Raw genomic sequence first — 25,222 nt, 5'->3', positions numbered from 1 at the left:
CCGGATCGGGACCGGTGCCGATAACTGCAGTTTATAAACATTCTCACTCGCTCGGGGCGTGACTGGAATGTAGAGTATCAGCCTCTTACTCGTCCATCCACCGCACTGACGTCGTCGCAGGACATCGAACGGTTCGTATAACTATATAGACTCCCACGAAACCTTTGTGGTAGTGAGTACCGATCGCGCATTCTCGACAGTGAACGCGGCTACATCCGGCTGGAGTAGTGAGGACTTCCCCGCGCCGGAGTCGGAGCTGCCGTTCGTCTCGGTCGTCGTGCCGGTCTACAACGATCCGGCGGGGATCAGCGCGACGCTCGACTCCCTAGTTCGACAGTCGTACTCCAGTACACGCCACGAAGTCGTCGTGGTTGACGACGGTTCGACCGATCGGACGCCGAGCGTGGTCCAGGAGTACAGCGAGACGTTCGAGGCGATCGAGCTGGTTATCGAAGACGGGACTCAGGGTTCCTACGCTGCCCGCAACCGCGGTATCCGCGCTACGTCCGGCCCCGTCGTGGCGTTCATCGACGCCGATATGATCGTCGGCCCGCGGTGGATCGAAGGGGTTGCTCGGGCGATGGCCGCCTCGAATGCCGAATACCTCGCTTGTGACGTCGAGCTATTCAGCCAGGAAGAGGAGGGAATAATCGCGAAGTACAACCGACTCAACGACCTGCACGTCGAGCGCTTTATTCAGGAACAAATGTTCGCGCCGTCCTGCTGTCTGGTCGTACGCCGGACCGTGTTCGAAGAGCTGGGCCTGTTTGATCCGCGGGTGCGCCTGGGTGGCGACTTCGAGTTTGGCAACCGCGTCCACGACGACGGGCGCCAGGTCGAGTACCGGCCGGAACTACGGATGTACCACCCGACGCGAACCAGTCTCGCCGCGCTGTTGCGAAAGGCCGTTCGGGTCGGCCGCGGCAAGACGCAGCTCCGGCGGCACTACCCAGACCGGTACGGCTCTCCGCTCGTCTACGCGCTCAACCCCTTGGCCTTCCTGCCACCCGCGCCGGGGTTCCTCAAGCGCTCGATCCGCGAGTGGTCGACCCTATCGGTTTCCGAAAAGCTCATATTCGCTCTCCTCAGCTACCTCACCGCGCTCGCGACGGCATACGGGCAACTGCGTGAGATCGCCGACCCGACAGACACTAACGCCGTGGACGCATAAGGACTGTCGTAATCCCTTCCAAGTCGTCTCAGCTGTTTGTCTGCCCGTCGTCGGTTTCGTCCCCGGAGGTAAAGGCCTCGACCGGCGGCAAATCGGCGATCCCGGAGTGGCGACCCAGGTACGTCGCCGGTTCGATCTCGGTTTTGAAACTTGCGTCATCGGGATACTCCCGAACGGTCAGTACTCGGCCCTCCTCGGCGGCGAACACGATCTCGACCGTCCCGTCGTCGTACTGGTATTGCGCCGCCTCGGTCGCTGGGTCAGCTGGAGGCTCCATAACATTCCCTTTGAAGGGGAGATGCTTACTCGTTTCGTCACGCCGAACGATCCAGTAGCCCGTGCTGACCGCTGGGTGACCCAGTCGCTCCGGCCTGACCGCTGCGGGCGGATATCGGGACGTTTCCCTATCTGTGGTCGTCGAGATCGCAGACGCCGTCAGGAGGGACGATGATGAACGCCTCCTGACGGAGCAGTTCTTCGTCCTCCGGGAGATAGAGGTACTTCTCCTCGTCGGCATCCCGGGCCCGAATGCGCTCCCAGTCGTCGAGATGGTAGCCGAGGTCCTGGTTGGATTCTGGGTCGGCCGGCCGCTGGCGCCACTCCTCGGTGACGGCGTCCTGCGTCATCGGCCCACTCCCCACCGTGTGACGGTAGATCGGGCCGCTCGAGCGGTGTCACCGATACGGTCGGCAGCCGATCCGGAATGGACGGAGTGGGTAGTTCGCATCCGGGTCACTCTCCGAACGGGACTGAGGCGTCACCATCCAGATGCAGCCGGTCGTAAGTGTTGCCGGATATCCCGCGTTGCCCCCGGTAATCTTTTCTTACTGATTCCCCGTCTAGTTTTTCTCGGTCGGACATACTCGGTAGGATTACCCTTACTGAAAAAGAGTTTTTCACCAAATAGCCACGTTTTTATTCTAGGTAGAGACGAAAGGTATCGATGTAACATCCATATAGTTACCAGATACGTTCAATCCATTATCCGGAACGGTTCCAGGCTTTCCGGCCCGCGTCATATTAGTTATGATATAATTAACCGGACAAAACACCGATGTCGGATCAGATGGATGTTCCTACCTAAGCGAAACAGATCATATGGGACTCAGTAGGGTCCTCTTACGGCGTGATAGGCCGTTTTCGACCCGTCTCGGCTTCGAAGGGACGGGGTCGTGTGGGTGGGCCGATCCGTGCTGTAACCCATCGCCGAGAAGAACGTGGGATCTCCACGGCTTCGTCGATCGATCTCGGACGGCACGGATGATTCTCCGAACAGAGACGAAGCGAAGTACCCTCGATCAGCGTCTCAGTGGGTGAACGGGTGGACTTCCGCTCGTTATAAATCAGGCCGCGTCGGATTCGGACGCTGCGTCTCCCGCGGTCGTATACCAGTGCAGAGCCGAACAGAGGCCGACCGCGGTAACGACGCCTCCCAATAGGATCTGCGCTCCCGCAATCCCTCCGAAACCGCCGGCCACATTCAGAATCAGCAGCCCTGCGCCGACAGCCGCGATCGTGAAGTAGTACGCGATCCAGCGGCTGTCGTGGTCGGTGCCCGCATCGTCCTTCGGCAGGTGTTCGAGAAACGACGTCGTGCGTTCGGTCGTTTCGATGGTCCCCCGATCGCCGTCGAATTCGATGGCTCCGGATTCGTCCATCCGGGGGAGATGGCACTGGTAGAGACCGACGTAGAGTCGCTTGCGCTCCTGTGAGGTGATCTGGGACTCTGGTTTGTCGTTCTCGACCGCGGCCAATCGCTCGGCCATCTCCCCCAGTGTCGCACGGCCGCCCCGTTCCTCGAGGTATTGCAGCACGCGACGACGACGCTCGTTCCGAAGGATATCGAATACGACTCCTTGCGGGACAGTCTCGTCGGTGGATTCGGACTCGGTGTCCTGAGTCCCCTTTGGGGGATCCCCGTGAGACGGCTGGTTCGAGAAATCGCTCTTCTCCCGAGCCGTCGATTCCGCGTCGGTGTCTCCCGTCCTCCCTATGGTATCGGTTGACATGTACAACACCTATTTCAGTAGGCGATGACTTAATAGTTAGTAGTATCATCAAAATCATATATTAAATATGTTAAATTTCGACGGGCCGATCTGCCGACGTGTCACGAACAAACCGCAATATTCCGCCGTGCTGAATAGCAACTTAATCGGCTGATACTACGGATTAGAAGGGCGAAGCCGAGGAAATCGATTCTGTTTATCAACGCCGATCTTCTCAACTTCTATAAACGGTGTGGGTAGGTTGGGCACGTACGCGAACGAGCCCGCCAGCGGCCACCGTCTGCCGGCGCCGACCAGTTAGATGAGATAGTCGGTGGTGTCCCCTTGTGTTCTCGCGGGAGAGGTCGATGTCCTCCTCGAATTCGTTAACCACCTCTTTGAGCGGACCAGTCCGGAAGTTTGATCGTATCAAGCGACTTCTGACTCATAACAGAGGACATATGGGTCGATCTGAGAATCGATCACAACTGTCTAATAGGCACTTTATACTCAGAACCCGTTCCGTTCTGGTCGTTCGGACAATGCGATTTGAGCACTGCACCGTCGACGATTCGCCGCCGTGTGGGCGGCTCTTCGTTCGCCAACCCACCGACTTGACTGGCGACGGGTACCCGGATCTGATCGTGGGGTGCGAAAGACCTCCCTGTTCTCGGTGACCGACACATCCCGATTCTCGGGCGGTTGTTCCGGCGCCTCGAAAATGATCTATTCTGGTATGAGATCCCCGGAACGGGCCACCACGATGGGGAGTCGGAGTGGACACGGCACACGATCTTGTCGGCGTCGGGTCTCCACGCGCTCGCGCTCGTTTCCGAACCAACCACTGTCATCGCGATACACATCGGCCGAAGCGGCACGAAGGACAATGTCACGCGGGTGCGCATCCGCAACCCCATCATAGCGGTAGTGGCCGCGTAATCTCGCCAGGAGCTTCCCTGTTGCATCGCAGGGTGGCGTGTGCCGTCCGTCAATTTGATAACAGCTGATAACGTACGTTGTGTCGGGACCTGATCGAGAAAACCAGCTTGTGTGCCAGCAACTGTGTACCACGATCCGGGTCCCGACTCTCTGCGGTGAGCGACGTCTCTGCCGTTCCCCGGGAGACGAAACGGTCGACCCCTACCCCGGTTTTCCGGTCACGGACTGTTATCTGCCAGGCGGCGGCTACTAAACCCACTGTCGCTCCACGTTCGGTGTATGGAAGCACGACGCGTCCTGGTCACCGGCGGTTCGAGATTCACCGGCGCCTCCGTGGTCTCAGCGTAGGGTTCCGCCTGCCAGGTGGAAGCAGGATCCGAACCGGCCGAGAACCGGATCGTCGTCAACGAGCGCAGTCAGCCGGTCGATGGATAGGACTACCCCATACTTTCGAACGTACATTCGTGGATGATTTCGGCACTGAGGACGCCGAATATCTACACAGTTCCGTCTGACAGTATTAATTACGTGTTCACTGTGGCTCTGCGCTCTCACCGTTGACGGCGACAGCGGAAATCACACTTGACGGCAGATCCGTCGTCCCGCCGTCGGATGAGACTTCGAGACAGTCGGCCTGGCAGGATTAGAATCGCGATAATCTGCTACTAACTAACCCACGTACGCGGTTCCATCGAGTAATGTGGCCTTGGGAGCACGCCTTGTTCGCTTACGTGTTTTACTCGCTGTATCTCAGGGGACGGTATCGATCACGACCCGACGATTGGCCGGTCGTTGCGCTGGTGTTCGCATCGATGGTTCCGGATCTCGTCGACAAGCCGCTCGCTTGGCAGTTCGGTGTGTTCGAGAGCGGACACGCGGCCGCACATTCGGTATTCGTGGCCGTTCCGGCATCAATCCTCATCATCGCGGTCGGAAAACGATACCAACGTGAACAGATAGGGATCGCGTTCGCTATCGGCCATCTGCTCCATCTGGTCGGAGACGTACTTCCCGTGTCGCTTTCACGCGAAATGGTGTATCTCGCGCCAGTCTTGTGGCCGGTCGCCCCTAATCGAGTCATCATCGATCGTGGATCGTTCACCGACGGTGTGCGAACGCTGTTGAGTGAGTATGTCGCGCAACTGCTCACCCTGGACGTCACGGCGGTGATCGCGTTGCAGATCGGATCGGTCATCATCGGTGTGGTACTGTGGATCCTCGACGGACGTCCCGGTCTCGTGCTGGTAAAGATCACTGTCTGGCGTACGATCGGATGTAAGCGGGCTGATTAATCGACGCGATCGAACATTGCGTCGAACTGTGGGCAACCCTCCCGAACCGGCGTGTGTCAACTCGTCGAATAGCTATCGGCAGGAGACCACGGGTTGTCTTGAGATACCGCACACCGTACAGCGGCTAGAGCCGTGGTCGGTCACGGGGCCTAACGGATTCAACTGAACTCGTATCCGACCTCTAAGGCGGCGACGGCACCGCGAACGATGGTACTGGTCCGATCGCTCGTCGGCTGCCATCGATCGAGTGGTCCGGTGGGTTCAGAATATCATCTAATTGTCATACATTACACTATGTGCATATTAACAAATTAACTCGTCCTCCAAGCGTCGCATATGGCGCCAACAATCTCAGTTATCATTCCTACCTACTATCGGAACGATCTCCTTCCGAAAGCGATCGAGAGTGTCCTCCGCCAGAACTACGAGCCCATCGAGCTGATCGTCGTGGACGACTCGGGGGAAGGGCACGCCGAGCCAGTGATACAGCGGTACGACGAGGCAGAGGGGATTATCCACGAAGAAAACGGCAGCTGGAAGGCGGCGTTGACGACGGGGATCGAGGCGTCGACTGGCGAATACGTTCAGTTCCTCGACGACGACGACGAACTTCTCGAGGGAAAGCTGACGAAGACGGCCGAGGTGCTTCGGGAGAACCCGGAGGTCGGGGTCTCGTACTGCGGCGTCATCAGGGGCGACGAACGACACTACCCCAAACCGAGTGTCTCTGGCGAGTTCTTAGAGGAGGCGCTGGCCTTCCAGACGTTCCCGATGTGGACTGGTTCGACGCTGATAGAGCGAGACGTGTTACTCGATTGTCTGCCGCTTGCGGGGATGGGCGAAGACCACGACCTGGAAATCGAACTGGGTGACACCGACCTGAAAATCGAGCTGGCTCGACGAACGCGGACCGACTATGTCGACGAGTGTCTCGCCGTTTACCGACAGGATACGAACGAACGGTGGGCCGGACCCAGACGGTTCGAGAAGGTGAAACAGAACGTCAAGCATCAGCGCGAACTGTACGACCAGTACCCGTCTATTCGACGGAAACTCCTCTGCTATTGGCATCAGCGGCAGGCAGTGTACTGGCTCGAGGAGGAGCTCTGGTCCTCCAAAGCGGTCTCTCACTTCTTCCGAGCCGCCTACCACGCGAACGGGCCGACGAAGAAATTGAAATGTGGTGCCGGGGCTGCGGCGTCGCTGTTCGGGCGTCCGGGCTGGAACGCCGCCGAGGACTTCCGGAACGCCCTCACTTACGGACGACGACAGATCCAGAGTTAGTAGCTTCTTACTAACAATACCTGCTTGGTGATACGCTTAGACGATGTCGGATGACTTGGGATTACGAGAAAAGCTTGATGCCCTGTATCTGATCGCGTCGTATAAGCCACGGTTCACCGCTGCGATCGTCGGGTTCGGCGTGTTGACCGCGCTGCTTGAAGGGATCGGTGTGACGCTGATCGTCCCGCTGATCGAGGTCGCTCAGTCATCGGGAGCACCGCCCGACGGCGGGATCGCTGGTGTCTTTGCCAGTGCCTACGAGTTTCTCGGACTGCCATTCACGATCGGATCGATTGTCGTCGGCGTCGGGGTCGTGCTCACTGTGCGGTACGTGTCTACGTTCCTAGCCGAGTGGGCACGCGTGTACCTGCGGACCCACTACGTCCGTGATCTCCAGTCCCGTGGCTTCGTGAACGCCCTGGATGCTCGGATCGCCTACTTCGATCGCGAGGGGTCCGACGACATCCTCAACGCGATCGTCACACAGGCACAGAAGGCTGGAGAGGCGATCGAGGCGTTTGTCCGAGTGTTCCAGCGGAGTATGATCATCCTAATGTACCTCGGAATCGCGCTGTATCTCGCCCCAGTCCTGACGGTCGTCTCGGCGGGCCTCGTCGGTATCTTGACCTTCGGTCTGCGGAACACCATCGAATCAGCCTACACGATCGGGGATCGCGTCGCCGAGGCCAACGAGCGGATCCAGCGGGCTGTCCAGGCTGGCACGCAGGGTATCCGTGAGGTGAAGACGCTCAGATACGATTCCACGTTGCGAAACGATTTCTCCGAGGCGATGAAACAGTATGTCGGCTCCTCGATCCGGGTGAAACGCAATGAGGCGCTGATCGGAAACGCGTACAACCTCTCGATCGCACTGCTGATATTCGCGTTGATCTACGCAGCGTTCGCGTTTATGAGTATGTCTTTCGGCGTGCTTGGAGCGTTCCTGTTCGTGATGTTCAAACTCGGGCCAGCGGTAAGCGGCACGAACAAGCGCTTCTACCAGCTTGAAGGGATGCTCCCCCATCTCGTCCGAACCGAGGAATTCATCAACAACCTGAAACAGAATCCGGAGATTGAGGGCGGGGACGAACCCGTTCCAAACGACCCCTCTCCGGTCGAGTTCGAGAACGTTTCTTTCTCGTACGATGGGTCCGAGGAGGTACTCTCAAACGTCTCCTTCCGGATGGATGACGGCGAATTCATCGCTTTCGTCGGCGAATCCGGGGCAGGAAAATCGACCATCGCCTCGCTTCTCGCGAGACTGTACACACCGGATTCGGGGCAAATAACGGCGGCTGGCCGACCGGTGAGCGAGTACGATATCGATGAGTGGCGCTCGCGGGTGGCGTACGTACGACAGGACCCCTTCATTTTCAACACGACCCTCGAGGAGAATCTCCGCATCGCGAACCAACACGCGACCCGACAGGAACTGGAGCGCGTCTGTGAGATCGCTCAGGTCACGGAGTTCCTCGATGACCTTTCGGACGGGTACGAGACCGAACTCGGGGACGATGGAGTCCGCCTCTCGGGCGGACAGCGGCAGCGCGTCGCGCTGGCTCGCGCGCTGTTGGAGGACGCAGACATCCTGGTTCTCGACGAGGCGACGAGCGATCTCGACACGAACATCGAGAGCCGAGTCCAGGCCGGCATCGAGTCGATGGATCGAGACTATATGATTCTCGCCATCGCGCACCGCCTCTCGACTATCAATCACGCCGATCGGATCTACACGGTCAAGGACGGAACGATCGTCGAGAGAGGACAACACGAGTCGTTACTCGAGAACGACGGCCAGTACGCGAAACTCTACTTCGCGCAGTGAGAAGCGCTCGAGACCGCTCTGCGTCCTGATTTTCGAGGTAACCCGCGACGGCGTTGGTTGCCGGACCGTGGTGGCACGTTATTCCAAACGGAGCGTTGCTCGATCGCTCTGTTCAGAGTGGGGTGTGGGCTGAAGGGATCAAGTACTCGAGTCGGTTCCTGCAGGTTCTGATGTTGGTCGTTCTCGCGCGACTACTCGCGCCCCGGTAGTTCGGGCTCTTCGGGCTCTTCGGGCTCTTCGGGCTCTTCGGGCTCGCACTGATCTCGGGTCGCTGGCAGTCACGCACGATACTCGAGGCCTCGTCGAACTCGACGTCTTGATTCCTACCGTGATCATCGTCTACACAGTGATCCGTCTCCTCTCGGCGCGGTACTCGTCGTGGCAGATCGAGGACGACATCCGATCGATCGCCGGACGTCCCGGCTGATCGATCGACGGCGAGTCGCGACAGCGGTCACTGTTCCCGGCGCGTCATTCTGTTACATACAGCATAAGACCGATTCAATCGATTTCGTTTACCGTCGATGCTCGCTTGATTTCGGTTGACTCTCACCGGGAGTTATGATTGATATAACAATATTTGGGACACTCCTGTCTGGCATATGAGGCTGAAACGATTCCAGAGACGGAGTTTGGAATCATCAGACAACTGTCGACACTGTGTGTTTTGTGTACGCGACGACGCATCGGCGCTCGTCTCGGGAATTGTGGCCAACCAACCGACAACCACGTCGGTGTGATTCACAGTGCAATCGAACCAACTGAGCGTGACATCGGCTCCCGAATCGCTAGACAAGTTAGACGACGCCGTGACCGCGATCCCATCTCTCGGACTCGGAACCTACCGAACCGGGGGGTACAAATGTTTCAACGCCGTCGTGAAGGCGCTCGAGATCGGCTACCGTCACGTCGACACGGCGATGGCGTACGAGAACGAGGCTACCGTCGGCCGCGCAATCGAGGCCTCGACGGTCGACAGAGAGGATGTCTTCATCACGACCAAGGTGAAGGGGTATCCCGAGTTCCTGTCCCGTGAACGGTTGATTGAGGCGGTCGAAGGATCGCTTCAGCGGCTTGGGACGGACCGGATCGATCTCGTCTTGATCCACTGGTGGCACCACGACGGGGATATGGAGGAGGTGTTCGGAGCGCTCTCCGAACTCGTAGAGGCTGGGAAGATTGACCATATCGGCGTGAGCAACTTCTCGATCGAGCAACTCCAGCAGGCGATAGACGCATCCGAAGTCCCGATAACGACCAATCAGGTTCAGTACAATCCGTACTTCCATCAGAACGAGATGCTTTCGTTCTGCCGCGACAACGATATGTTGCTGACAGCGTATAGCCCGCTCGCTGAGGGTCTCGCTGTCGAGGACGAAACCCTCTCGCGGATCGGGGAACGGTACGGGAAGTCGGCGGCACAGGTCGCCATCCGGTGGCTCGTCCAACAAGATGGCGTGGTCACGATTCCGAAGACCGTGACACCCGATCGCCTTCAGGAGAACCTCCGCGTGTTCGACTTCGAACTCACGGACGCCGAGATGGGCCGGATCCACGATCTGGAGGGGCCGCTTTGGTTCAGGCTAAACAACGACCGGGGCGCTATCACCCGGTTCCGAAGCGGAATCGGCCCGTACGTGCCGAAACGGATCCGGGATGCGATCCCGTAACAGAACGGTCTACCCGCTCGGAGTCACAACAATGTTTGAATTGGTAACGTCGGCGTTCAAGTACCGTTCATTCCAGGTAGCCGAGATCCTCCAACTGTGACTCGATACCCCGAGAGAGCTTCTCTGGGTTCTTTTTGGCCTCGTTTCCTCGCTCCGAGAGTTTCGCCACCCGGCTCTCTAGCGCCTCCGCGAACTGGTTCCGTAGCGACTCCTGGTCTTCGGAAAGCTGTCTTCCGTCCGGGCCGAACAGGAACTCTCTGCCGTCCTCGGCCCTGATGTATCGGTGCGTGCCGTCGGCGAGAACCCGCCACCGTGTGGTCGGCTCGCTGGTCCGTCCGGTGTGTGGCACGTAGTCTTCTACGAGGGCACCCTCCTCCCTGCACAACGCCGCCACCGGCGACAGTTCGGGATCGGTGATGAGATCGAAGAGCCCGATCAGTTCCGCGGGGTCCGACACTCGTTCCGGGGTGTCTTGACCGGGCTGTTTGACGATGAGTGGGACATTCGTGTTGACTCCTCGGGTGGAGTGTGGGGGCGTCCCGTCGCGGTCGTGTTCTCCGAGGGTCTTGCCGTGATCGGCAACGATCACCACGAGCGTGTCGTCGTACTTCCCAGTTTCTTTCAGAACCGACAGCAACTGGCCGAGTTTCCGGTCCTGATACCGGAGACTCGCGTCGTAGAACTCGAGTACCCGTTCGCGTCGTTCCGGCGGCAGGTCGCTCCGGCCGAGGACGTACGCGAGGAGTTTCGTGTTCAACAGCCGTGGCTCGATCGGTCCCGGCGCTGAGAGGTCAAGCGCCTCGAAGGCGTCCTTCGGGGGGAAGTAGGGGCTGTGTGCCTCCATTAGGTTCAAGAAGGTGAACGCCGGCGGTTCGTCGCGAGCGGTCGCCCGCAGCCACCTGGTCGCCCGGTCAACGAGGTTCGACGTGAACAACCGTCGTTTGAGCAGGAACACGGGCTGGCGGGCGGCCTGAGCGAGCAGCCCGTGTGCCGCTGAGTACAGCCGGTCTCGCGTCGTCGAGATGTCGGTGTCGCCGTCGACCCCGATCTCGAGATCCCACTCCACGTACTCGTCGAACCCTCTGTCGAGTCCGGATAGCGATCCGACCCAAGGGTTGTTTGAGAATCCGGCGGTCCGGTATCCGTCGGCCGAAAACCGTTCTGTGAGCGTCTCAATCGGTTCCGGGAGCCGCAACGACTGGTCGGAGAAGCCGTTCGTGATGCTGTGCTCGCTGGGAAACAGGCCGGTGAACATCGAGCAGTGCGAAGGTAACGTCCAGGGCGCTGGCGTGTACGCGTTCTCGAACAGCGTCGCCTCCGACGCGAGTTGGTCGAGGTTCGGGGTTGTTGGGCGGTCGTGCCCGTATGCGGAGACACGGTCCCGGCGAACAGAGTCGAGAATCACGAACAGGACGTCGGGGTTCTTCATGCGTGCGTGGAGTGCCGGTGTTGGCTTCGTTATGGACTCGTTGATGCGGTCACCCTCGACCAGATCGGGCGAGAATACGCATAACGTGTCTCCAATCCTCGGTGGCGTCGGCGGCGGTGAACCGGTTTCGAACGCCCCGAGCGTTCGCCCCGAGCCGAGCCCGCCGCTCCGAATTCCCCAGCAGTCCCTCGATAGCCTTCGAGAACCCTTCGATAGTCGCCGGGCTGACGACCTGGCCGTTCCAGTCGTCGACGAGGAGATCAGCGACGTTACCGACGGCGGGCGCTACCGGAACGGTTCCGCTGGCCATCGCTTCGATCAGTGTTAACGGGAGCGCGTCGCGTTCCGATGTCAGTACGAATACCGACGCGTCCGTATACCACGGGGCCGGGTCGTCGATCCAGCCTGGCGTGTCGATCACGTCCCCGAGTCCGTGGTGTGCGATTCGTTCTTCAACGGCGGCCGAGAGCGGACCGTCTCCGATGATAACCGCCCGTACCGAGGGATTCCGTTCGGCGATCGCCGCGACCACGTCGACAAACAGCACCGGACGCTTTTCGACCGTCAACCGACCGACCCAGAGCAGGTCATACGGTCGCTCGACGTCGTCCTCTCGAGGGAACCGATCGATATCGACCGGGTTCGCGAGGATTGCAGTCCGATCCCGAGGGACGCCAACCAACTGGTGGAGTCTGCGTCTGTGCGTGGGTCCGGGAACCGTCACCGCGTCGAATCGACGGATGAGCCACCGGACCGGGCGACCGTACCACGCGCGGGCGTGTACGTCGATGTCGTACCCGATAATTCCGAGATGGGATGGGATCCCGTTCAATCGAGCGGCGAGGAGTCCGAGACAACCGTGCGGGAAGAGGGACACGGACACGACGGCGTCGTAGTCTCCCCTGACCGACTCGACTGCGGTGAGCAGAGACAGCAATACGATGTCTAGAAGACGGACGCCTGTCGAGGGTGGAGCGAGCTGCCTGATCCCGGTAACGTCCGGATCGGGACGGGTGCAGACGAGCGTTGTCGCGTCGACGACATCGGCTAAGGGTTTTATGTGCCGCTCGATTTTCCCGACGTTCGTCGGTCCGTACACGGCCAGCACCCGTTCGATGTCCCGCTCGTCCTCAGAATCGGTCTGGTCCGGGTCTGCGCCGGGAATGAAACCGTTCCGCCATTCGTCAGATCGATAGACTCTGTCAGTCGTCGCCATCGTCCGAGATTTGCGTGCGATCAGTCATCGTTACGATGTGGCTAATTCCGCCTCTGTCTCTGTTGTACGCACTGCTGCTCTGATTGCTCTGGGGGGACAGACGACGATCGCTCGCACCACACGCGTACAACGTCTCAATTCCGTTTGTCGTCGCGGAACCCGACAGAACTGTTCTGTATGCGTGGGTCGGTGGCTCTATTGGTGGATCTCATCGTCGTAACCGCACCCCGACCCGCCAATCTACCGACTATATCTACGTTAAGATGCGATTAACTCGGGATTCACAGCTTGGATAGCCGCTGTCTGAGTGCCCCGCCAAGTTATTATTTTATTGAACACTACAGTGCGATCTTATAATATTCTGTGACATTCACGAAACAATGAATATATAATTAACGATATATTTATCCGGGTTAGGTAGTTACTACTACCCGCATGGCACGCAAGCTGGTAGGTGAAGACGTCGATAGCGACGGGTTCACCCAAGTCGAGGAATCGGACGAAGATACCGCCGGACGGTTGCTGAACAGGCGCGATTACGTGAAGCTGAGCGCGGTGACGGCAGGCGCGGTTCTCGGATCATCCGGATTAGGCTCGGCCGCTGCCGAGCGGCACGGAATCCAATTCGACCGTGTGCTGGATGCGGTCGATGATCTCGGTATGGATCCGAACGGTAACGAGTCGGTCGACGATGCGTTAAGCAGTGCATACGAGACCGGGACGCTCATCGAGTTCCCGGAGGGAACGTATCGTGTTGATTCCGAACTGCTCTGGAATGACCACAAGAGTAATTTCGGTATGCGGGGTCTCGGTGATTCACACACCGATGTCGAGTTTACGTTCCCGAACGCAGACACTTCGGGGACGGGGTGGTGGTTCTTCAAGCAGACGGGTGGAGAGAATTTCTTGATGGAGAATCTCTCCATCCAGCAATCGTCTGATGAACTGACCGCCATCTCGGTAATGATGGAGACAAGCGACAATGGAAATATCATTGACGTCGAATGGCTCGGTTTCGTCCCTTCTAATGCTCATTCTTATGGGCAGTTGCTACGGATGGACGTAAGTTCAGAGGGCGGTGTGAATCTTGCTCGACGGGTGAAGATGGGCCGTGATGGTACGTTTATGGGTGGTCACGCGGCTGACACAGCCGATAATCCCGGAACTACGTTTGTCCTTGCTTATTCTGGACACACGGGCGAAATGAGGTTTGAAGACTGCTGGATGGAGCAGTGTGGACACAACACTATCAGGTCTATTCGAGGCGATGGCGTTGTCTGGATTTCTGATTCCACGTTTTTGAATTGCGACCTTGCATCCGTTCGCGTCCACAACGGCAATCACCCCACCAAGGATTCGGTGGTTGAAAACTGTGATATAATCCAAGATCACACTCGGTTGAAAACAACTGGCTCTGCGGCCGATTCACACCCGTATCACTGTTTGGCCATATTGGGGGATAGTTACCAGGGATACGATGGTCCAACTGTTCGTGACTGCAATATCGAGTATTTGGACATCTCTGCAGCAACTGATACTGAGAACTACTTGTGGGGTGTTATCCGGATAACAAAAACCGGAATATCGAATCCCGGCCCAATTACAATCAAGAATACACGTATCCACAACGAGACCTCCGCACCGAACATCTGGATACAGGAGAAACAGCAAGGGGCCACCAATAGTGAAAACGTATTCGAAAACATCCAGTTCAGCTTCGGCAACAGCACGACCAGTCAAGGTCCGCGGATGATCTATGTGGATTCTGGGTGGGACGGATCCCGAATCACAGGCTCGTGTTTCCACGCATCTAACGGTGATGTCGATGGAATAGAGTTCAGAGGGTGTGACGATGTCGTCGTTGAAGACTCAAACGTCAACGTCACCGGCGAGGCTATCCAGTTGACAGATACCAACGGGATGGTTCGAAACATTACCTACGACGGAACGTGTGACGACACGGGCATCACCGACGACTCGACGGACGATTCAACCGACACCGATTCGACTAACAGCGAATCCGATACGGACGATTCGACCGACGGAACCGACACTTCGGACACCGAGTGGGCCTCGTTTGCGGTCGACGGCATCGACTTCGACACTGTCTCGGAGTATGAGTTCATCGTGGACGGCGACGCCCGTGAAAATACGGAACTGAGCGAGTACGATACCGTCAATACGATCGAATCGCTCGACGATGGCGGTACCCGCGTCGCTGGCGCAGTCCGTTCCGGTGTCGACGCGTTCGACTACACCGGCGGGATCGTAAGCTACACCGCTGGCGACGATATCGACTTCGAGCGAAACGGAGAGCCGATCGCCAGAGACGAGGTCGTCGACGCGGACGATTCGACCGACGACTCCACTTCGGGCGATTCGACTGACGACTCGACCGACGGAACGGACACGTCTGACAGCGAGTGGACCTCGTTCGTGATCGACGGCATCGACTTCGACACCCTCTCGGAGTACGAGTTCATTGTCGATGGCGATGCCCGCGAGAACACCGAACTGAGCGAGTACGGCACCGTCAGCACGGTTGAAGCGCTCGACGACGGGACTGTCCGCGTCGCCGGCGCGATCCGTTCCGGCGTCGACGCGTTCGACTACACCGGTGCGATCCGGAGTTTCACTGCCGGCGACGATATGCAGTTCGAGCGAGACGGCACCGAAATATCCCGCGAGGAGGTCGTCGACAGTGTTTACGAACACTCCCTGCGGATCGTCGGCACCGGAACGACGTCCACCTACGATTTCGCCGTCGACGGTGAGATCGTGGCTGCACCGGACTGTGGATCGGAGTGCGTCGACGCGATCTCCGGCACCGAGGTCGCTGGTGAACTGTCTTCGGGTACCGCCTCGTTCCGCTTCGACGGCGAAGTGACCGAGTTTTCGCTGGACGGCGAGGCGGGGGTCTACCTCGACGACAGACAGGTCGACGCCAACCTACTCGGGACCGACACGGACCCGTTCCTCGGGAACTGGCTCACCGTCGACGGGGCGGAAGGAGAGACCTCCTACCAGTTCGCCGTCTCGGGAAGCCTCCACAAGTCGCCGGATCTCGGCTCCGCTGAGGCCGAGGACACTATCAGCGACGGGATGGTTATTGGATCGGTGTCCGATGACGTCGACGGATACCGCTTCGACGGCGACGTGACGATGATGCGGATCCAGGGGACCGCCGAACTCCGATTCGACGAGGAGTGATCACTCCTCAGATCGGGTTTGGAAGCCGTCGTTCCGGCCGATCTGTGTAGGGCGCAGTTCGAACGACTGCCGTCCGTGCGAATTTCCCTCCCGATAGAGGGAATGTGCCGTTCGAGCCCGACAGATTCTGACACTGGCCGCTATTTTTCAGTGGTCCTTTTCGAAGTTCGTTACGGTTTCCCGCTCGGTATCACGCCGCTTAGTATCCGCTTGATCCGGCTCGCCGGTTCGAATGTGAATGGTCCACCCAGGGCCAGACAGAGGTACAGGTACGTTCTCGGATCGAACGGATAGTACCAGAGCGCGACGAGGAGATACTTCATCGCGTCCCGATAGTACCCGTTTGAGAGGCCGGAAAAGCCGAGTGTCCTCGAGAGCCCAGCGATGAATCGGCGTTCGGCGAGCGGCCCCTGTTCCGCGGCGAAAGAACGGTGTTTTTCGATGAACTTCGGGTAGGAAACGTCGCGCTTCTGTTCGAAGTCATCGCTGATCCGATCACCGGCGTCGAGCCGCCGCTCTACGAGGACCTCCCTTTCCGAGGCGAACGTATAGTGTTTCGCGAGTCGGAAGTACCACTCTCGGTCCTGCCAACTCGGGAACGACTCGTCGAGCAATCCCGCACGCAAGACTGCCTCTGCCCGGACCATCACCCGCGAGAATGATCCGACGATCCCGCCGTGCAGGAGTGGGCCGATTGCGTCTCCCTCGATCGAGGACCGCTTCACTCCGAGCTGAGTTCCGTTCTCGTCGGTGATCCGACTCCCAACGGTGACCACTCCTAAATCATCTGGACCTCTTTTGAACCGGTCGACCTGTCTGCTGACCTTTTCTTGTAACCATCGGTCGTCGTCGTCCAGGAACGCGATGAACTCGCCATTGGCCTCACGGATACCGGTGTTTCGGGCCGCGTTCGCGCCTCGATTTTTTTCGTGTCGAACGCATCGCATAGACGAGATCAGGTCGACGTTCACGTCGCTGAGTGTCTCGTGTGCGGGTTCGGGCGATCGATCGTCGATCACGAGTAGTTCGATCGACGGATACGTTTGATTGCACACGCTCTGAACTGCCCGCTTGAGATACTCGGGGCGGTCGTGTGTCGGCAGAACAACGCTCACTAGAGGCGGCTCCTCGTCGCTCGGGTCCTCGATCATCGACACTGTACGCGCAATCAGCAGGTAACAAGTTAGTTAATTCTCTGCTTACCCGGAAGGAGAACGCTAACAATATACTGGCCGTGCCTATCGGAAGAAAGATGACGCGGTTGAGTCGGAGAGCAGTCCTCAGTGGTATTACTGCTGGATTTGTTACGGTCAGTGGCTGTACTACTCCGGACGATTCGGAAGTCACGTCCACTGACACCCCCGGTGACGTTAGCACGGAAACCCCGGGACCCGGCTACGACTTGGGCGGGTTCGATCCCGACGCGTACGACATCGAGTTCGACCGCATTGTGAACGCGGTCGAGGACCTCGGAATGGATCCGTCCGGCGAGGAGCCCATCGACGATGCGTTGAACGAAGCCTTCGAGACGGGGACCCGCATCGACTTTCCTCCCGGCGACTACACCGTCGCTGAGGAGCCACCGGTCGATCCACCACACAACCCGTCACGGTTCGGCCTCGTGGGAGTCGGCGAGTCACACAGAGACGTCCAGTTCCACTTCCCGAACGCTGCTGACCAGGAGGGATTCTGGTTCGTGTATCAGAAGGGTGGAGAGGACATCCTCCTGGCCAACTTCTCCATCCAGCTGACCGACGACAAGCGTACCTCCGTCTCCGTTCTGCTGGACGCCAACGACAACGGTATCGCCGCCGACCTCGAATGGCTCGGATTTGTTCCACCACAAAATGTATCATACGGATCACTCTTACGTATGAACGTCAATAGGGAGTATGGCGCGACATCCGACGGCGTGAACATCGCACGTCGGGTTACTATGGGACGAGAAGGCACATTTATGGGGGGCCACGAATCCGCCACTGAAACGACACCCGGAACAACGTTTATGCGTCACACTCCGAGCCATATCGGCGAACTCCGTCTTGAGGACGTTCACTTCGAGCAATGCGGACACAATGCAATACGATCCATCAACAACCCTGGTATCGTGACTGTTGATGGAGGGACCTTCTTGAACAACGACGTGTCGAGCATACGAATCGACAATGGCAACCATCCTACGAAAGACTCTCTTATTGAGGGAGCACGTATCGTTCAAGACCACTCACGCTTGAAATCCACGGGGGATGATCCACAGTCACATCCATATCACGCTATGGGGATTCACATCGACAGTTACGGCGGCCGCCGCGGACCGACAATTCGTGATTGTGATATCGAGTATTACGATATTTCCGGAGTAATCGGAGATGAAGCAGTCCTTTGGGGTGTAGTCCGGGTCACGAATACGGGATACTCGAATCCCAGCGGCTTCACGATGCAGAATTGCCGGATTATAAACGAGACAAAAGCCCAGACCTTCTGGGTCCAGTCTGCGAAACCGAATGCCATAAGACCACGGGGGGTCACTCTGGAAAACCTCGACGTGAAAGTCACGTCAGACGAACAGACCGAAAGATCCGTATGTGAAATCGAAGCCGGTCGTGACGGGTCTACGATCTCGAACTGTTGTATAGAGGCTCCAAACGGGAGTTTAGACGGAATTCACTTCAACAACTGTAAAGATATCCTCGTTGAAAATTCGAACATCAACGTTGCTGGGGAGTCAGTCAAATTAACCGATAGCGACGGCGACGTCCGAAACATCAGCGTCGATGGTTCCTGTGAGAATCCGTTGACGGAGTAGCAAAGCGGTCTCGTGCTACCGAGAACCTGGCGACTGTCTCGGGCGAGTCTCCGCAGAAGTAATCATTTTACGAACTGGCTACCCGACCCACTGATGACTGTGGACAGTTGCGGGGCTTCCTCGAATGATGAGGGCTCACGGACGAGCACCTCTCCGTGGTTCCGCTTCGTGTTGTACGGATTGATAAGTAGACGCTCATCCGGACTGGACGACAAAAACGCGTACGCGTTCGCCGTCGGAATCGCCGGAATAACCGCACCAAGCGTTGTCGATCTCTCGACGGCAGCAAGTTGGTGCCACCGCTCGTAACCGGTCCGCTCGGAGGCGGCGACCACCCTGACTGAATCCGAGCCGATTTCGCTGGTCTCCGGACCGGTGCTGTCCGTCCCCGTCGTCGCCGCGGTTGAGAACACTACCCACGTCGTTCCCCCCGAGTGGATAGTCTCCGCGTAGAACACCGGGCCATCGACCGCCCCGACTACTTCCGGGGTAGGTTGGCTGGCACGCGGGTCAGCCGACCCCGAGGGAATGTCGTCCCGTGAAAGCCGGAGTATCTCGATTCGCGGAGCGTACGAGCAGTCCATTCCCCAGAGTACCGACTCCGGGGTAAACGCGAGATCGACGGCCCGCCAGGTCTGACTCCCTCTCCCGACGGGATGGTACTCGCCATCGACGAACCGCCCGATCGTGCTCTCCTCGTTCGTATCTCCCGTAGTTCCCCAGAGTGTATCGGTGTAGGGATCGTGAAACACGCCGTGGAAGTGACGCACGTCGGAGCGGCTCACGTACGTCGACCACTTTCGTCCGTCGTCGCTGACGATGACTTTCGCCGTTTCGTCCCCGAGGGGATACTCGGCGAGATAGATACGATTCTCGTGCTGGCAGACGGCAGTTGGAAGCACACCCATCGGTCCGGAAGACCCCGGCAACCGGTGGACGAGACGCCACGACTGCCCTCGATCGGTCGAGCAAAACAGTTCGTCCCCGACCGTCGCCAGCAGCCGATCGTCGCCGATCGGCCACAGGTTCGTCGTCGTGACGAATCCCGTGAGGCGACCGAGCAGGCGGCCGACGGCTGGGACGTCGAAGAGTCGTGCGACAACGTCGGAACCAGGCATCGATCCGAGTCGTTCGAATCCGCGACTCCGGCTCCATGTCCCGGCCGACTGTCCTTGAGTGACATAGACGATGCCATCCTTCACACCTCCGAGCTTCAGCCCCGGCATTCAAGCCTCGTTCTCTGCGGGCCCACTTTCGGAGTTTCGCGGTGTGACGTAGTACAGATCGAACTCGCCATTGTCCTGTACGTGGTGAACACCCGATCGACTACCGATCGATCCGAGCAACTCTGTCGAGTACCGTACCTCCCGGTATGCGATCACCTCGCGGTCCACGTCAGCCTCCGATACCGGCAGGTATTTGGCTTCCTCGTTCCCCCCCAAAAGGAGGACTCGAAGCTCTTCGTCGTTGTATGTGGAATTACCCCGAGTCACGTCCGGGCGGTCATACAGCACCGGTCCTGGGACCAGCACGTCGAACTCCCGACCTGGGCCGTTCCGGATTCCGCTCCACTTAATATCCTCGGCCCTGTAGGTGATCGCGGTGTCGTAGCCGTCTATGTGTTGATCGCTCACGTGATGTGAGGCGTTGTAGATGTAGGGTGAGGCGAAGACGGTCAAAAGTGACAGCGTCAGCGCGACAGCGAGAAGGACGGCCGCGACAGGTTTGGCTGCCCGCCGCCATCCCCTAGTTGGGATCAGCGGTCCGATGTGGTGGATCATCGCGGCTCCGAGAACGATAGCGAACATCATCCCGAACCCATAGTGTCTAAAGAAGAGGTGCGAGATCGGACCCATAAAGTGTGCTAAAAAGAACGGACCGAGGACGAGTCCCGAAAATCCGAAATAGCCAACGACCGACCGACTTAAAGAGTCATCGTCCATCAATCGAGTTCCCTGATCGGTGTTCGTAAACTGATGCCAGAGCGTGAACACGACCATCGAGAACGCTAACACGAGGTACACGGTCGGTACTAAAAACAGCTTCACGAACAGTTCGGGTAACGTCGCTTCAACCGCGCGCGCCGATTCGTACTGGGCCTCTACCGACCCACCAGTCTGGGCAGTGCCGAGGATCACCTCGGACGTCGATACGAGCACCCGCTCTCCGACGATAAATACCATCTCGAACTGGGTGACCCACGCTACCCAACAGAGAGTCAGAAGAACGAACACGCCGTAGACGGGCCGAAGATCCGAAATAAACTGGTTGTGACGCTTACGCAATAACAGATGTAATACTACCAGGGTTCCAAGAAGGATAACGACATTCAACGCCAATTGCGGATGCGTAAAAATGAGCGTGATCCCCAGCATCGCGAGCAAGATATTCCACCTGCCAATGAGATCGAAGAGTGAGTCTCCTCCTCTGCTGCTCTTGAGGTGTTCCACCAGCGCGTACAGAAACACGGGGAAAAAAAACGTCGCCATCGAGTACGTGTGAAAGAACAGTCCGTTGCCGATCTGGTTGATCGGCAACACCATAAATCCGGAGAACGCGGCGATCACGGTCGTCCGGTCAGTATTGAAAATCGCCTTCGCGATCAGCGGGATGAACAGCGCGTACAGCGCAAAGTACAACGCGGCGAACAGGAGCACCCCCCGCTCAATTGGGATCCCCATCGTATCCGCCAGCAATGCGGCCGTGCTGTGTCCGCCCGGGTAGAACAGGTCTCCGAACCGCATACGCCCCGCCAACAGCTCAACTGCCCATCCGAGATGGCTCATCGAGTCCGCGCGACCGTAAAATCGGTAGCTACGGATAACCGGTAAGGATCCGATAGAGACGGTAGTTAACCAGCCTAGCCCCACCGCTAACCCCGCTACTCTGTCGTGACACGACTCCAGGGTGACGACGGCCGCAGCGAGGAAGCCGATCGAGACACCGATCCAAAACGGTGTTGGCGTCGCCGCGTAAATAGATACTTCGTACCCCGTCGCCGGCGTCTGCCACGCGACGACCGTGCCGATTGCGACGGCGGCGAAGCCGATCGCGAGAATCAGCCTGCGCCAGATGCCGGCCGAGCCCGTATTGGATGACCCCAGACGATCGCTCATCAGTTCGACCTGTGGGTCAAAAGGGATTGTTAGAAGCGTCCTAATCCACTCACAAGGCGATTAGACGGCGGATTTGACCGGGAAGCACTATAACGGGCACACGGTCACGCCCGACTTCCGTTGCGGTGGTCGGTCCGAGACCACGGGTCTCTCTCACGCCGGGCGCTGCGACACAGGGCACCTCCTTACAGTTGGTTCGGATCGACTCCGTGCTCCTGTTTGAGGAACGCCGACAGCGCCAGACACATCCACGCCTGGTTCCACCGAATGTACGGCGTCTCGTCGGTCACAAACCGCCCGATCCGGCGGTAAAAGTATCCCTCGGGGTCGTACAGTCGGTCCAGCGTCCACTTGAGGACGCGACTGGCGAGTGCAGCGTCCTCCGGATCGTCGCGGCGAGTGAACGTGACGAGCGCCTGTGCTGCGGCGTGCACGTCGTACGGTCGGGACTGGTCGTCCTCGAACTTCGGCGCACCATCGGACTCGAAGTGGTTTTCGCGGTGGAATCGCATTCCCCGCTCGTACGCCTCTCGGGCTGGGTGGTCGACATCCTGCTCCCGGGCGTACCGGCTGAGACTCTCGAGTACGAATCCCGTATGGAAGTTGTCGTACCCCAAATGCGAATCCGACGCCGGGACCGAGTAGTGCCAGCCGCCCACCTCGGTCTGAGCGTCGACGACGAACGAAAACAGCTCCCGGGCGCGGCTGAGAAGTGTCTCGTCGTCGAGCCGCTTCCCCACCCGCCAGAGGAGGTCAGCCGCGAGAGCGTTCGCATTAACCGCCACGTACGAGTCGTACGGTGTGTACGTGAGCACCTCGTAGCCGTCGACAAACTCCGTCCCGATATCTTCGATGAGGAATGTGGCTGCATCGTGAGCCACCGCAAGCGACCGATCGAAGCCTGTGAGGTCGTAGTGACGGAGGAAGGGCCGGGCACAGAACACGGTCACGACCCCGCACGGGTGGGTCGCCGGGAGGAAGAACTTCGTCGAGTTCTGCCAGTCGAAGTTGTATCCCCACGACGAGCGGTCGAAGGCAGGTGATCTGTTATCCGCAAGCCAATCCAGCAGCCGTTCAGCCTCCTCAAGGGCGGCATCCTCGCCCGTCCGTTCGTACTCGTTCAGGTACGCGCTGGCGAACAATCCGATCCCCTTGGGGTTTCGTTGCTCGGGGATGCCAAGGTACGATCTGAGGTTCAGCGGGAACTTCTGGACGCCGTGGATCGACAACAGTCGGAGCAGCCAGTGTCGGGAGATAGCCGAAAGGATCGGACTGTTCAGTCCGTCATACGGGTCGTAGCCGGCGTAGTCACGTTCGCGGGCCCACGTGAGGGCGTTTCGACAGACGGCCACCGTATCGTAGCCCGCGACCTCGGGGCCATCTTGAACGTCGACTCCGTTGCGTTCAGCTTCCCCAACCACGTCATCCGTGAGGAACCCGGTGTCTTTTCGGCTCCTGTCCGCTGATACCGGACTCTCCCATCCCGATGCATTAGCCCCGTCCGCGTTCGTCCTGCCCGCCGGCCGCGCTCGCGATCGATCGGCGTCATCGTCCGTGCTATGTACATCCTGACCCATTTAGTCGTGTCTTGGATCGGCATCAGTAAGTTATAGAGCTGTTTCCTCCGATCGTCGCCCCGTGTCGGAGTTCAACTAAAGCGGTAGCGCAGAGTCTCCTTCTGCTCACGGCTTCGCCGTTCGCATAGTTAGTCATATCCTACCGGATCTTCGTACTGTCGGACGCAACGTTATGACCGACTCCGGCACCTTAGATGATAATATCTACACATAGTTACGTCCGTCAAATCACTCCGCCTGGCTCAGACTCGGGTTTTCGATAGGCTCCGGATTCGAGCCGAGCGCCGGGTTCTCAGGGTTCTCGATCAACGCCCGCACGAGCGAGGACGCCTCCTCGCGGACTTGGAAGCATCGATCCCGGTCCGGCATCCGGTCCGTGGTTCTGACGGATGCCAGATGCGAGGTAATCTCGTCGGGGTCACGGGAGTGAACGATCAGTCCGTCCTCGACCATCGATCGGTCGACAGATAGCAGCGGCCCGGGGAAGAAAGAGACGGCCGGCTTCCCCATACAGGCCGCTTCCCGTGCCATCGTTCCCGACCCGGTCAGGACGCCGTCCGAATGCCAGGCGAGCTGGAGGCCGTCAAGGGCACCGTCGGGGACGTACACGCGGTCGTCCGGGTAGGAGTCCGCGTGCGGTCGGTCTCCGGGCCTGCGCGGGAGGTACACGATATTGGCCCCTGCCGCTGTGAGCGCTTCCAGCAGCTGGGGAACGAGCGACACCTCCTCGTCGACGTAGGCCGCACCCAGCGCCTCGGGACGGAGCACGACGAAGGTCTCGAAGGGCAACCTCTCGGTGAACGACTCATCGGGCTCGAAGTCCGCAACGTAGATATCCTCCTTGTAGCCGTCGTACGTGTGGATCTGCTCCGGATCCGTCCCCCATCGTGTCAGCTCCGAGGTCCGAAACGCTGACGGCACGACGTGGTGGGTTGCGGCCGACCTGAACCGACAGAACGCCCGCTCGACGAGCGGTGCATCAACGTACGCCGTGATGTCGTTGTCGGTGAAGTGAATTGATGGAATCCCCCGTGCTCGCGACGCTAGCACACACATCGCGTTCCGGGCGGACAACGACACGTCTGCGGTCGGTGCCTGCACGCTAGCTTGGATGGTGCGAAGCGGAACGGCCGCCGTCCGCAGGGCGACGTTCTCGAAATCACGACCCAGGATCTCAAAATCGAACCCGCCCTCACGGGCGAGGTCAACGGTCTCCGTCTTCTTTCGGACGGTCGTCCGGAACGTGATGTCCGACATACCGTCCAGTAGGCCCGCAAAAAGGAACGGATGTGACGGACTTATCAGATCGAGCCATACGTTTGTCCCGGTCATCTCAGAGTCCATACGCTGGAGATCCGTTCGTTCGCACCGACGGAGAGGATGCTGTTGGTGGGAATCGGTTCGGATTGTCGTCTCGCGTCTCGTGGATAGCTTCGATACATAGTTCTTCGTTGTCGCGGTCTCCCGCAGGATGTGCTCGCCCTGCGGCTTGCCTGGTTCAAACAATCATACGTACTTGGTTATGGACGACCTCACGATCGCGACCAACAACGTCAGAGACGGTCGGACGTGCGTTTGTGGCTGATTTCGGCATAGCGAGTGTCGACTATCTACTCACAGGTATGTACAACCGTATAAGGCGTCGGCTGGTCAGGACTCGGCGTCCGGTGGACGTCCGTCGGTAGCTCTACTGCACTCC

Annotated in this window: 17 protein-coding genes; 7 read left to right on the top strand and 10 right to left on the bottom strand. The window is 58.8% G+C overall.

Going from position 1 to position 25,222, the window contains the following annotated elements:
- Positions 1–172 precede the first annotated feature (172 nt).
- The gene (locus tag RJT37_RS18975; protein WP_313690108.1) at positions 173–1,171 is read left to right on the top strand and encodes a glycosyltransferase family 2 protein; all 999 of its coding nucleotides are present in this window, start codon (positions 173–175) and stop codon (positions 1,169–1,171) included.
- 28 nt (positions 1,172–1,199) lie between these two features.
- Here RJT37_RS18975 and RJT37_RS18970 read toward each other — a convergent pair whose 3' ends face one another.
- From RJT37_RS18970 to RJT37_RS18960, 3 genes are all read right to left on the bottom strand, one after another.
- Positions 1,200–1,448: a hypothetical protein gene (locus tag RJT37_RS18970; protein ID WP_313690106.1), complete on the bottom strand. Its 249-nt coding sequence runs from the start codon at positions 1,446–1,448 to the stop codon at positions 1,200–1,202.
- Between the two features lie 127 nt (positions 1,449–1,575).
- Entirely contained in the window at positions 1,576–1,797 is a 222-nt protein-coding gene (locus tag RJT37_RS18965) for a hypothetical protein (protein WP_313690105.1), read from the bottom strand.
- 717 nt (positions 1,798–2,514) lie between these two features.
- The gene (locus RJT37_RS18960; RefSeq protein ID WP_313690103.1) at positions 2,515–3,180 is read right to left on the bottom strand and encodes a DUF7344 domain-containing protein; all 666 of its coding nucleotides are present in this window, start codon (positions 3,178–3,180) and stop codon (positions 2,515–2,517) included.
- A 1,616-nt stretch (positions 3,181–4,796) separates the two neighbouring features.
- Between RJT37_RS18960 and RJT37_RS18955 the strand changes: the two genes are divergently transcribed.
- From RJT37_RS18955 to RJT37_RS18940, 4 genes are all read left to right on the top strand, one after another.
- Positions 4,797–5,390 carry a metal-dependent hydrolase gene (locus tag RJT37_RS18955; RefSeq protein ID WP_313690100.1) on the top strand — a complete coding sequence of 198 codons (594 nt, stop codon included), beginning with the start codon at positions 4,797–4,799 and terminating at the stop codon, positions 5,388–5,390.
- Positions 5,391–5,726: 336 nt separating this feature from the next.
- Positions 5,727–6,674, top strand: a complete 948-nt coding sequence (locus tag RJT37_RS18950; RefSeq protein ID WP_313690098.1) for a glycosyltransferase family 2 protein — start codon at positions 5,727–5,729, stop codon at positions 6,672–6,674.
- A 43-nt stretch (positions 6,675–6,717) separates the two neighbouring features.
- Positions 6,718–8,499: an ABC transporter ATP-binding protein gene (locus RJT37_RS18945; RefSeq protein ID WP_313690096.1), complete on the top strand. Its 1,782-nt coding sequence runs from the start codon at positions 6,718–6,720 to the stop codon at positions 8,497–8,499.
- A 746-nt stretch (positions 8,500–9,245) separates the two neighbouring features.
- Entirely contained in the window at positions 9,246–10,169 is a 924-nt protein-coding gene (locus tag RJT37_RS18940) for an aldo/keto reductase (protein WP_390209072.1), read from the top strand.
- Between the two features lie 67 nt (positions 10,170–10,236).
- Here RJT37_RS18940 and RJT37_RS18935 read toward each other — a convergent pair whose 3' ends face one another.
- Together RJT37_RS18935 and RJT37_RS18930 are read right to left on the bottom strand one after the other, a co-directional pair.
- A complete protein-coding gene (locus tag RJT37_RS18935; RefSeq protein WP_313690392.1) occupies positions 10,237–11,598 on the bottom strand; it encodes a sulfatase in 1,362 nt (453 codons plus the stop codon).
- A gap of 49 nt (positions 11,599–11,647) precedes the next feature.
- Positions 11,648–12,814, bottom strand: a complete 1,167-nt coding sequence (locus tag RJT37_RS18930) for a glycosyltransferase family 4 protein (RefSeq protein WP_313690389.1) — start codon at positions 12,812–12,814, stop codon at positions 11,648–11,650.
- 1,902 nt (positions 12,815–14,716) lie between these two features.
- On the opposite strand from RJT37_RS18930, the gene RJT37_RS18925 reads away from it, so the two are divergent.
- The gene (locus RJT37_RS18925) at positions 14,717–16,024 is read left to right on the top strand and encodes a hypothetical protein (protein WP_313690386.1); all 1,308 of its coding nucleotides are present in this window, start codon (positions 14,717–14,719) and stop codon (positions 16,022–16,024) included.
- A gap of 170 nt (positions 16,025–16,194) precedes the next feature.
- Here the strand turns inward: RJT37_RS18925 and RJT37_RS18920 are convergent, their stop codons facing one another.
- Positions 16,195–17,175 (bottom strand): glycosyltransferase family 2 protein, encoded by a 981-nt coding sequence (locus RJT37_RS18920; protein ID WP_313690384.1) that lies wholly within the window; start codon positions 17,173–17,175, stop codon positions 16,195–16,197.
- Positions 17,176–17,276: 101 nt separating this feature from the next.
- Here RJT37_RS18920 and RJT37_RS18915 point away from each other — a divergent pair, with 101 nt between their 5' ends.
- Positions 17,277–18,830 (top strand): hypothetical protein, encoded by a 1,554-nt coding sequence (locus RJT37_RS18915; RefSeq protein ID WP_313690381.1) that lies wholly within the window; start codon positions 17,277–17,279, stop codon positions 18,828–18,830.
- A gap of 62 nt (positions 18,831–18,892) precedes the next feature.
- Here the strand turns inward: RJT37_RS18915 and RJT37_RS18910 are convergent, their stop codons facing one another.
- The 4 genes from RJT37_RS18910 to RJT37_RS18895 form a co-directional block, all read right to left on the bottom strand.
- Positions 18,893–19,948 (bottom strand): glycosyl hydrolase, encoded by a 1,056-nt coding sequence (locus RJT37_RS18910; protein WP_313690379.1) that lies wholly within the window; start codon positions 19,946–19,948, stop codon positions 18,893–18,895.
- Between the two features lie 108 nt (positions 19,949–20,056).
- Positions 20,057–21,700 carry a hypothetical protein gene (locus RJT37_RS18905; protein ID WP_313690377.1) on the bottom strand — a complete coding sequence of 548 codons (1,644 nt, stop codon included), beginning with the start codon at positions 21,698–21,700 and terminating at the stop codon, positions 20,057–20,059.
- 431 nt (positions 21,701–22,131) lie between these two features.
- A complete protein-coding gene (locus tag RJT37_RS18900; protein ID WP_313690374.1) occupies positions 22,132–23,367 on the bottom strand; it encodes a glycoside hydrolase family protein in 1,236 nt (411 codons plus the stop codon).
- 384 nt (positions 23,368–23,751) lie between these two features.
- On the bottom strand, positions 23,752–24,855 hold the full coding sequence (locus RJT37_RS18895) for a DUF354 domain-containing protein (protein ID WP_313690372.1): 1,104 nt from the start codon (positions 24,853–24,855) through the stop codon (positions 23,752–23,754).
- Positions 24,856–25,222: the final 367 nt, after the last annotated feature.

This window comes from Halobellus marinus (assembly GCF_032113415.1).
GTDB lineage: Archaea > Halobacteriota > Halobacteria > Halobacteriales > Haloferacaceae > Haloquadratum > Haloquadratum marinus.
This window is presented reverse-complemented; position numbering and strand designations above follow the sequence as displayed.

What these genes read in the sequence shown, in the direction of transcription:
- RJT37_RS18970 (WP_313690106.1), bottom strand. Translation starts at nt 1,448, where the DNA reads ATGGAGCCTCCAGCTGACCCAGCGACCGAGGCGGCGCAATACCAGTAC.
- RJT37_RS18910 (WP_313690379.1), bottom strand. Translation starts at nt 19,948, where the DNA reads ATGCCTGGTTCCGACGTTGTCGCACGACTCTTCGACGTCCCAGCCGTC.
- RJT37_RS18950 (WP_313690098.1), top strand. Translation starts at nt 5,727, where the DNA reads ATGGCGCCAACAATCTCAGTTATCATTCCTACCTACTATCGGAACGAT.
- RJT37_RS18935 (WP_313690392.1), bottom strand. Translation starts at nt 11,598, where the DNA reads ATGAAGAACCCCGACGTCCTGTTCGTGATTCTCGACTCTGTTCGCCGG.
- RJT37_RS18895 (WP_313690372.1), bottom strand. Translation starts at nt 24,855, where the DNA reads ATGACCGGGACAAACGTATGGCTCGATCTGATAAGTCCGTCACATCCG.
- RJT37_RS18930 (WP_313690389.1), bottom strand. Translation starts at nt 12,814, where the DNA reads ATGGCGACGACTGACAGAGTCTATCGATCTGACGAATGGCGGAACGGT.
- RJT37_RS18965 (WP_313690105.1), bottom strand. Translation starts at nt 1,797, where the DNA reads ATGACGCAGGACGCCGTCACCGAGGAGTGGCGCCAGCGGCCGGCCGAC.
- RJT37_RS18945 (WP_313690096.1), top strand. Translation starts at nt 6,718, where the DNA reads ATGTCGGATGACTTGGGATTACGAGAAAAGCTTGATGCCCTGTATCTG.
- RJT37_RS18920 (WP_313690384.1), bottom strand. Translation starts at nt 17,175, where the DNA reads ATGATCGAGGACCCGAGCGACGAGGAGCCGCCTCTAGTGAGCGTTGTT.
- RJT37_RS18915 (WP_313690381.1), top strand. Translation starts at nt 17,277, where the DNA reads ATGACGCGGTTGAGTCGGAGAGCAGTCCTCAGTGGTATTACTGCTGGA.
- RJT37_RS18955 (WP_313690100.1), top strand. Translation starts at nt 4,797, where the DNA reads ATGTGGCCTTGGGAGCACGCCTTGTTCGCTTACGTGTTTTACTCGCTG.
- RJT37_RS18960 (WP_313690103.1), bottom strand. Translation starts at nt 3,180, where the DNA reads ATGTCAACCGATACCATAGGGAGGACGGGAGACACCGACGCGGAATCG.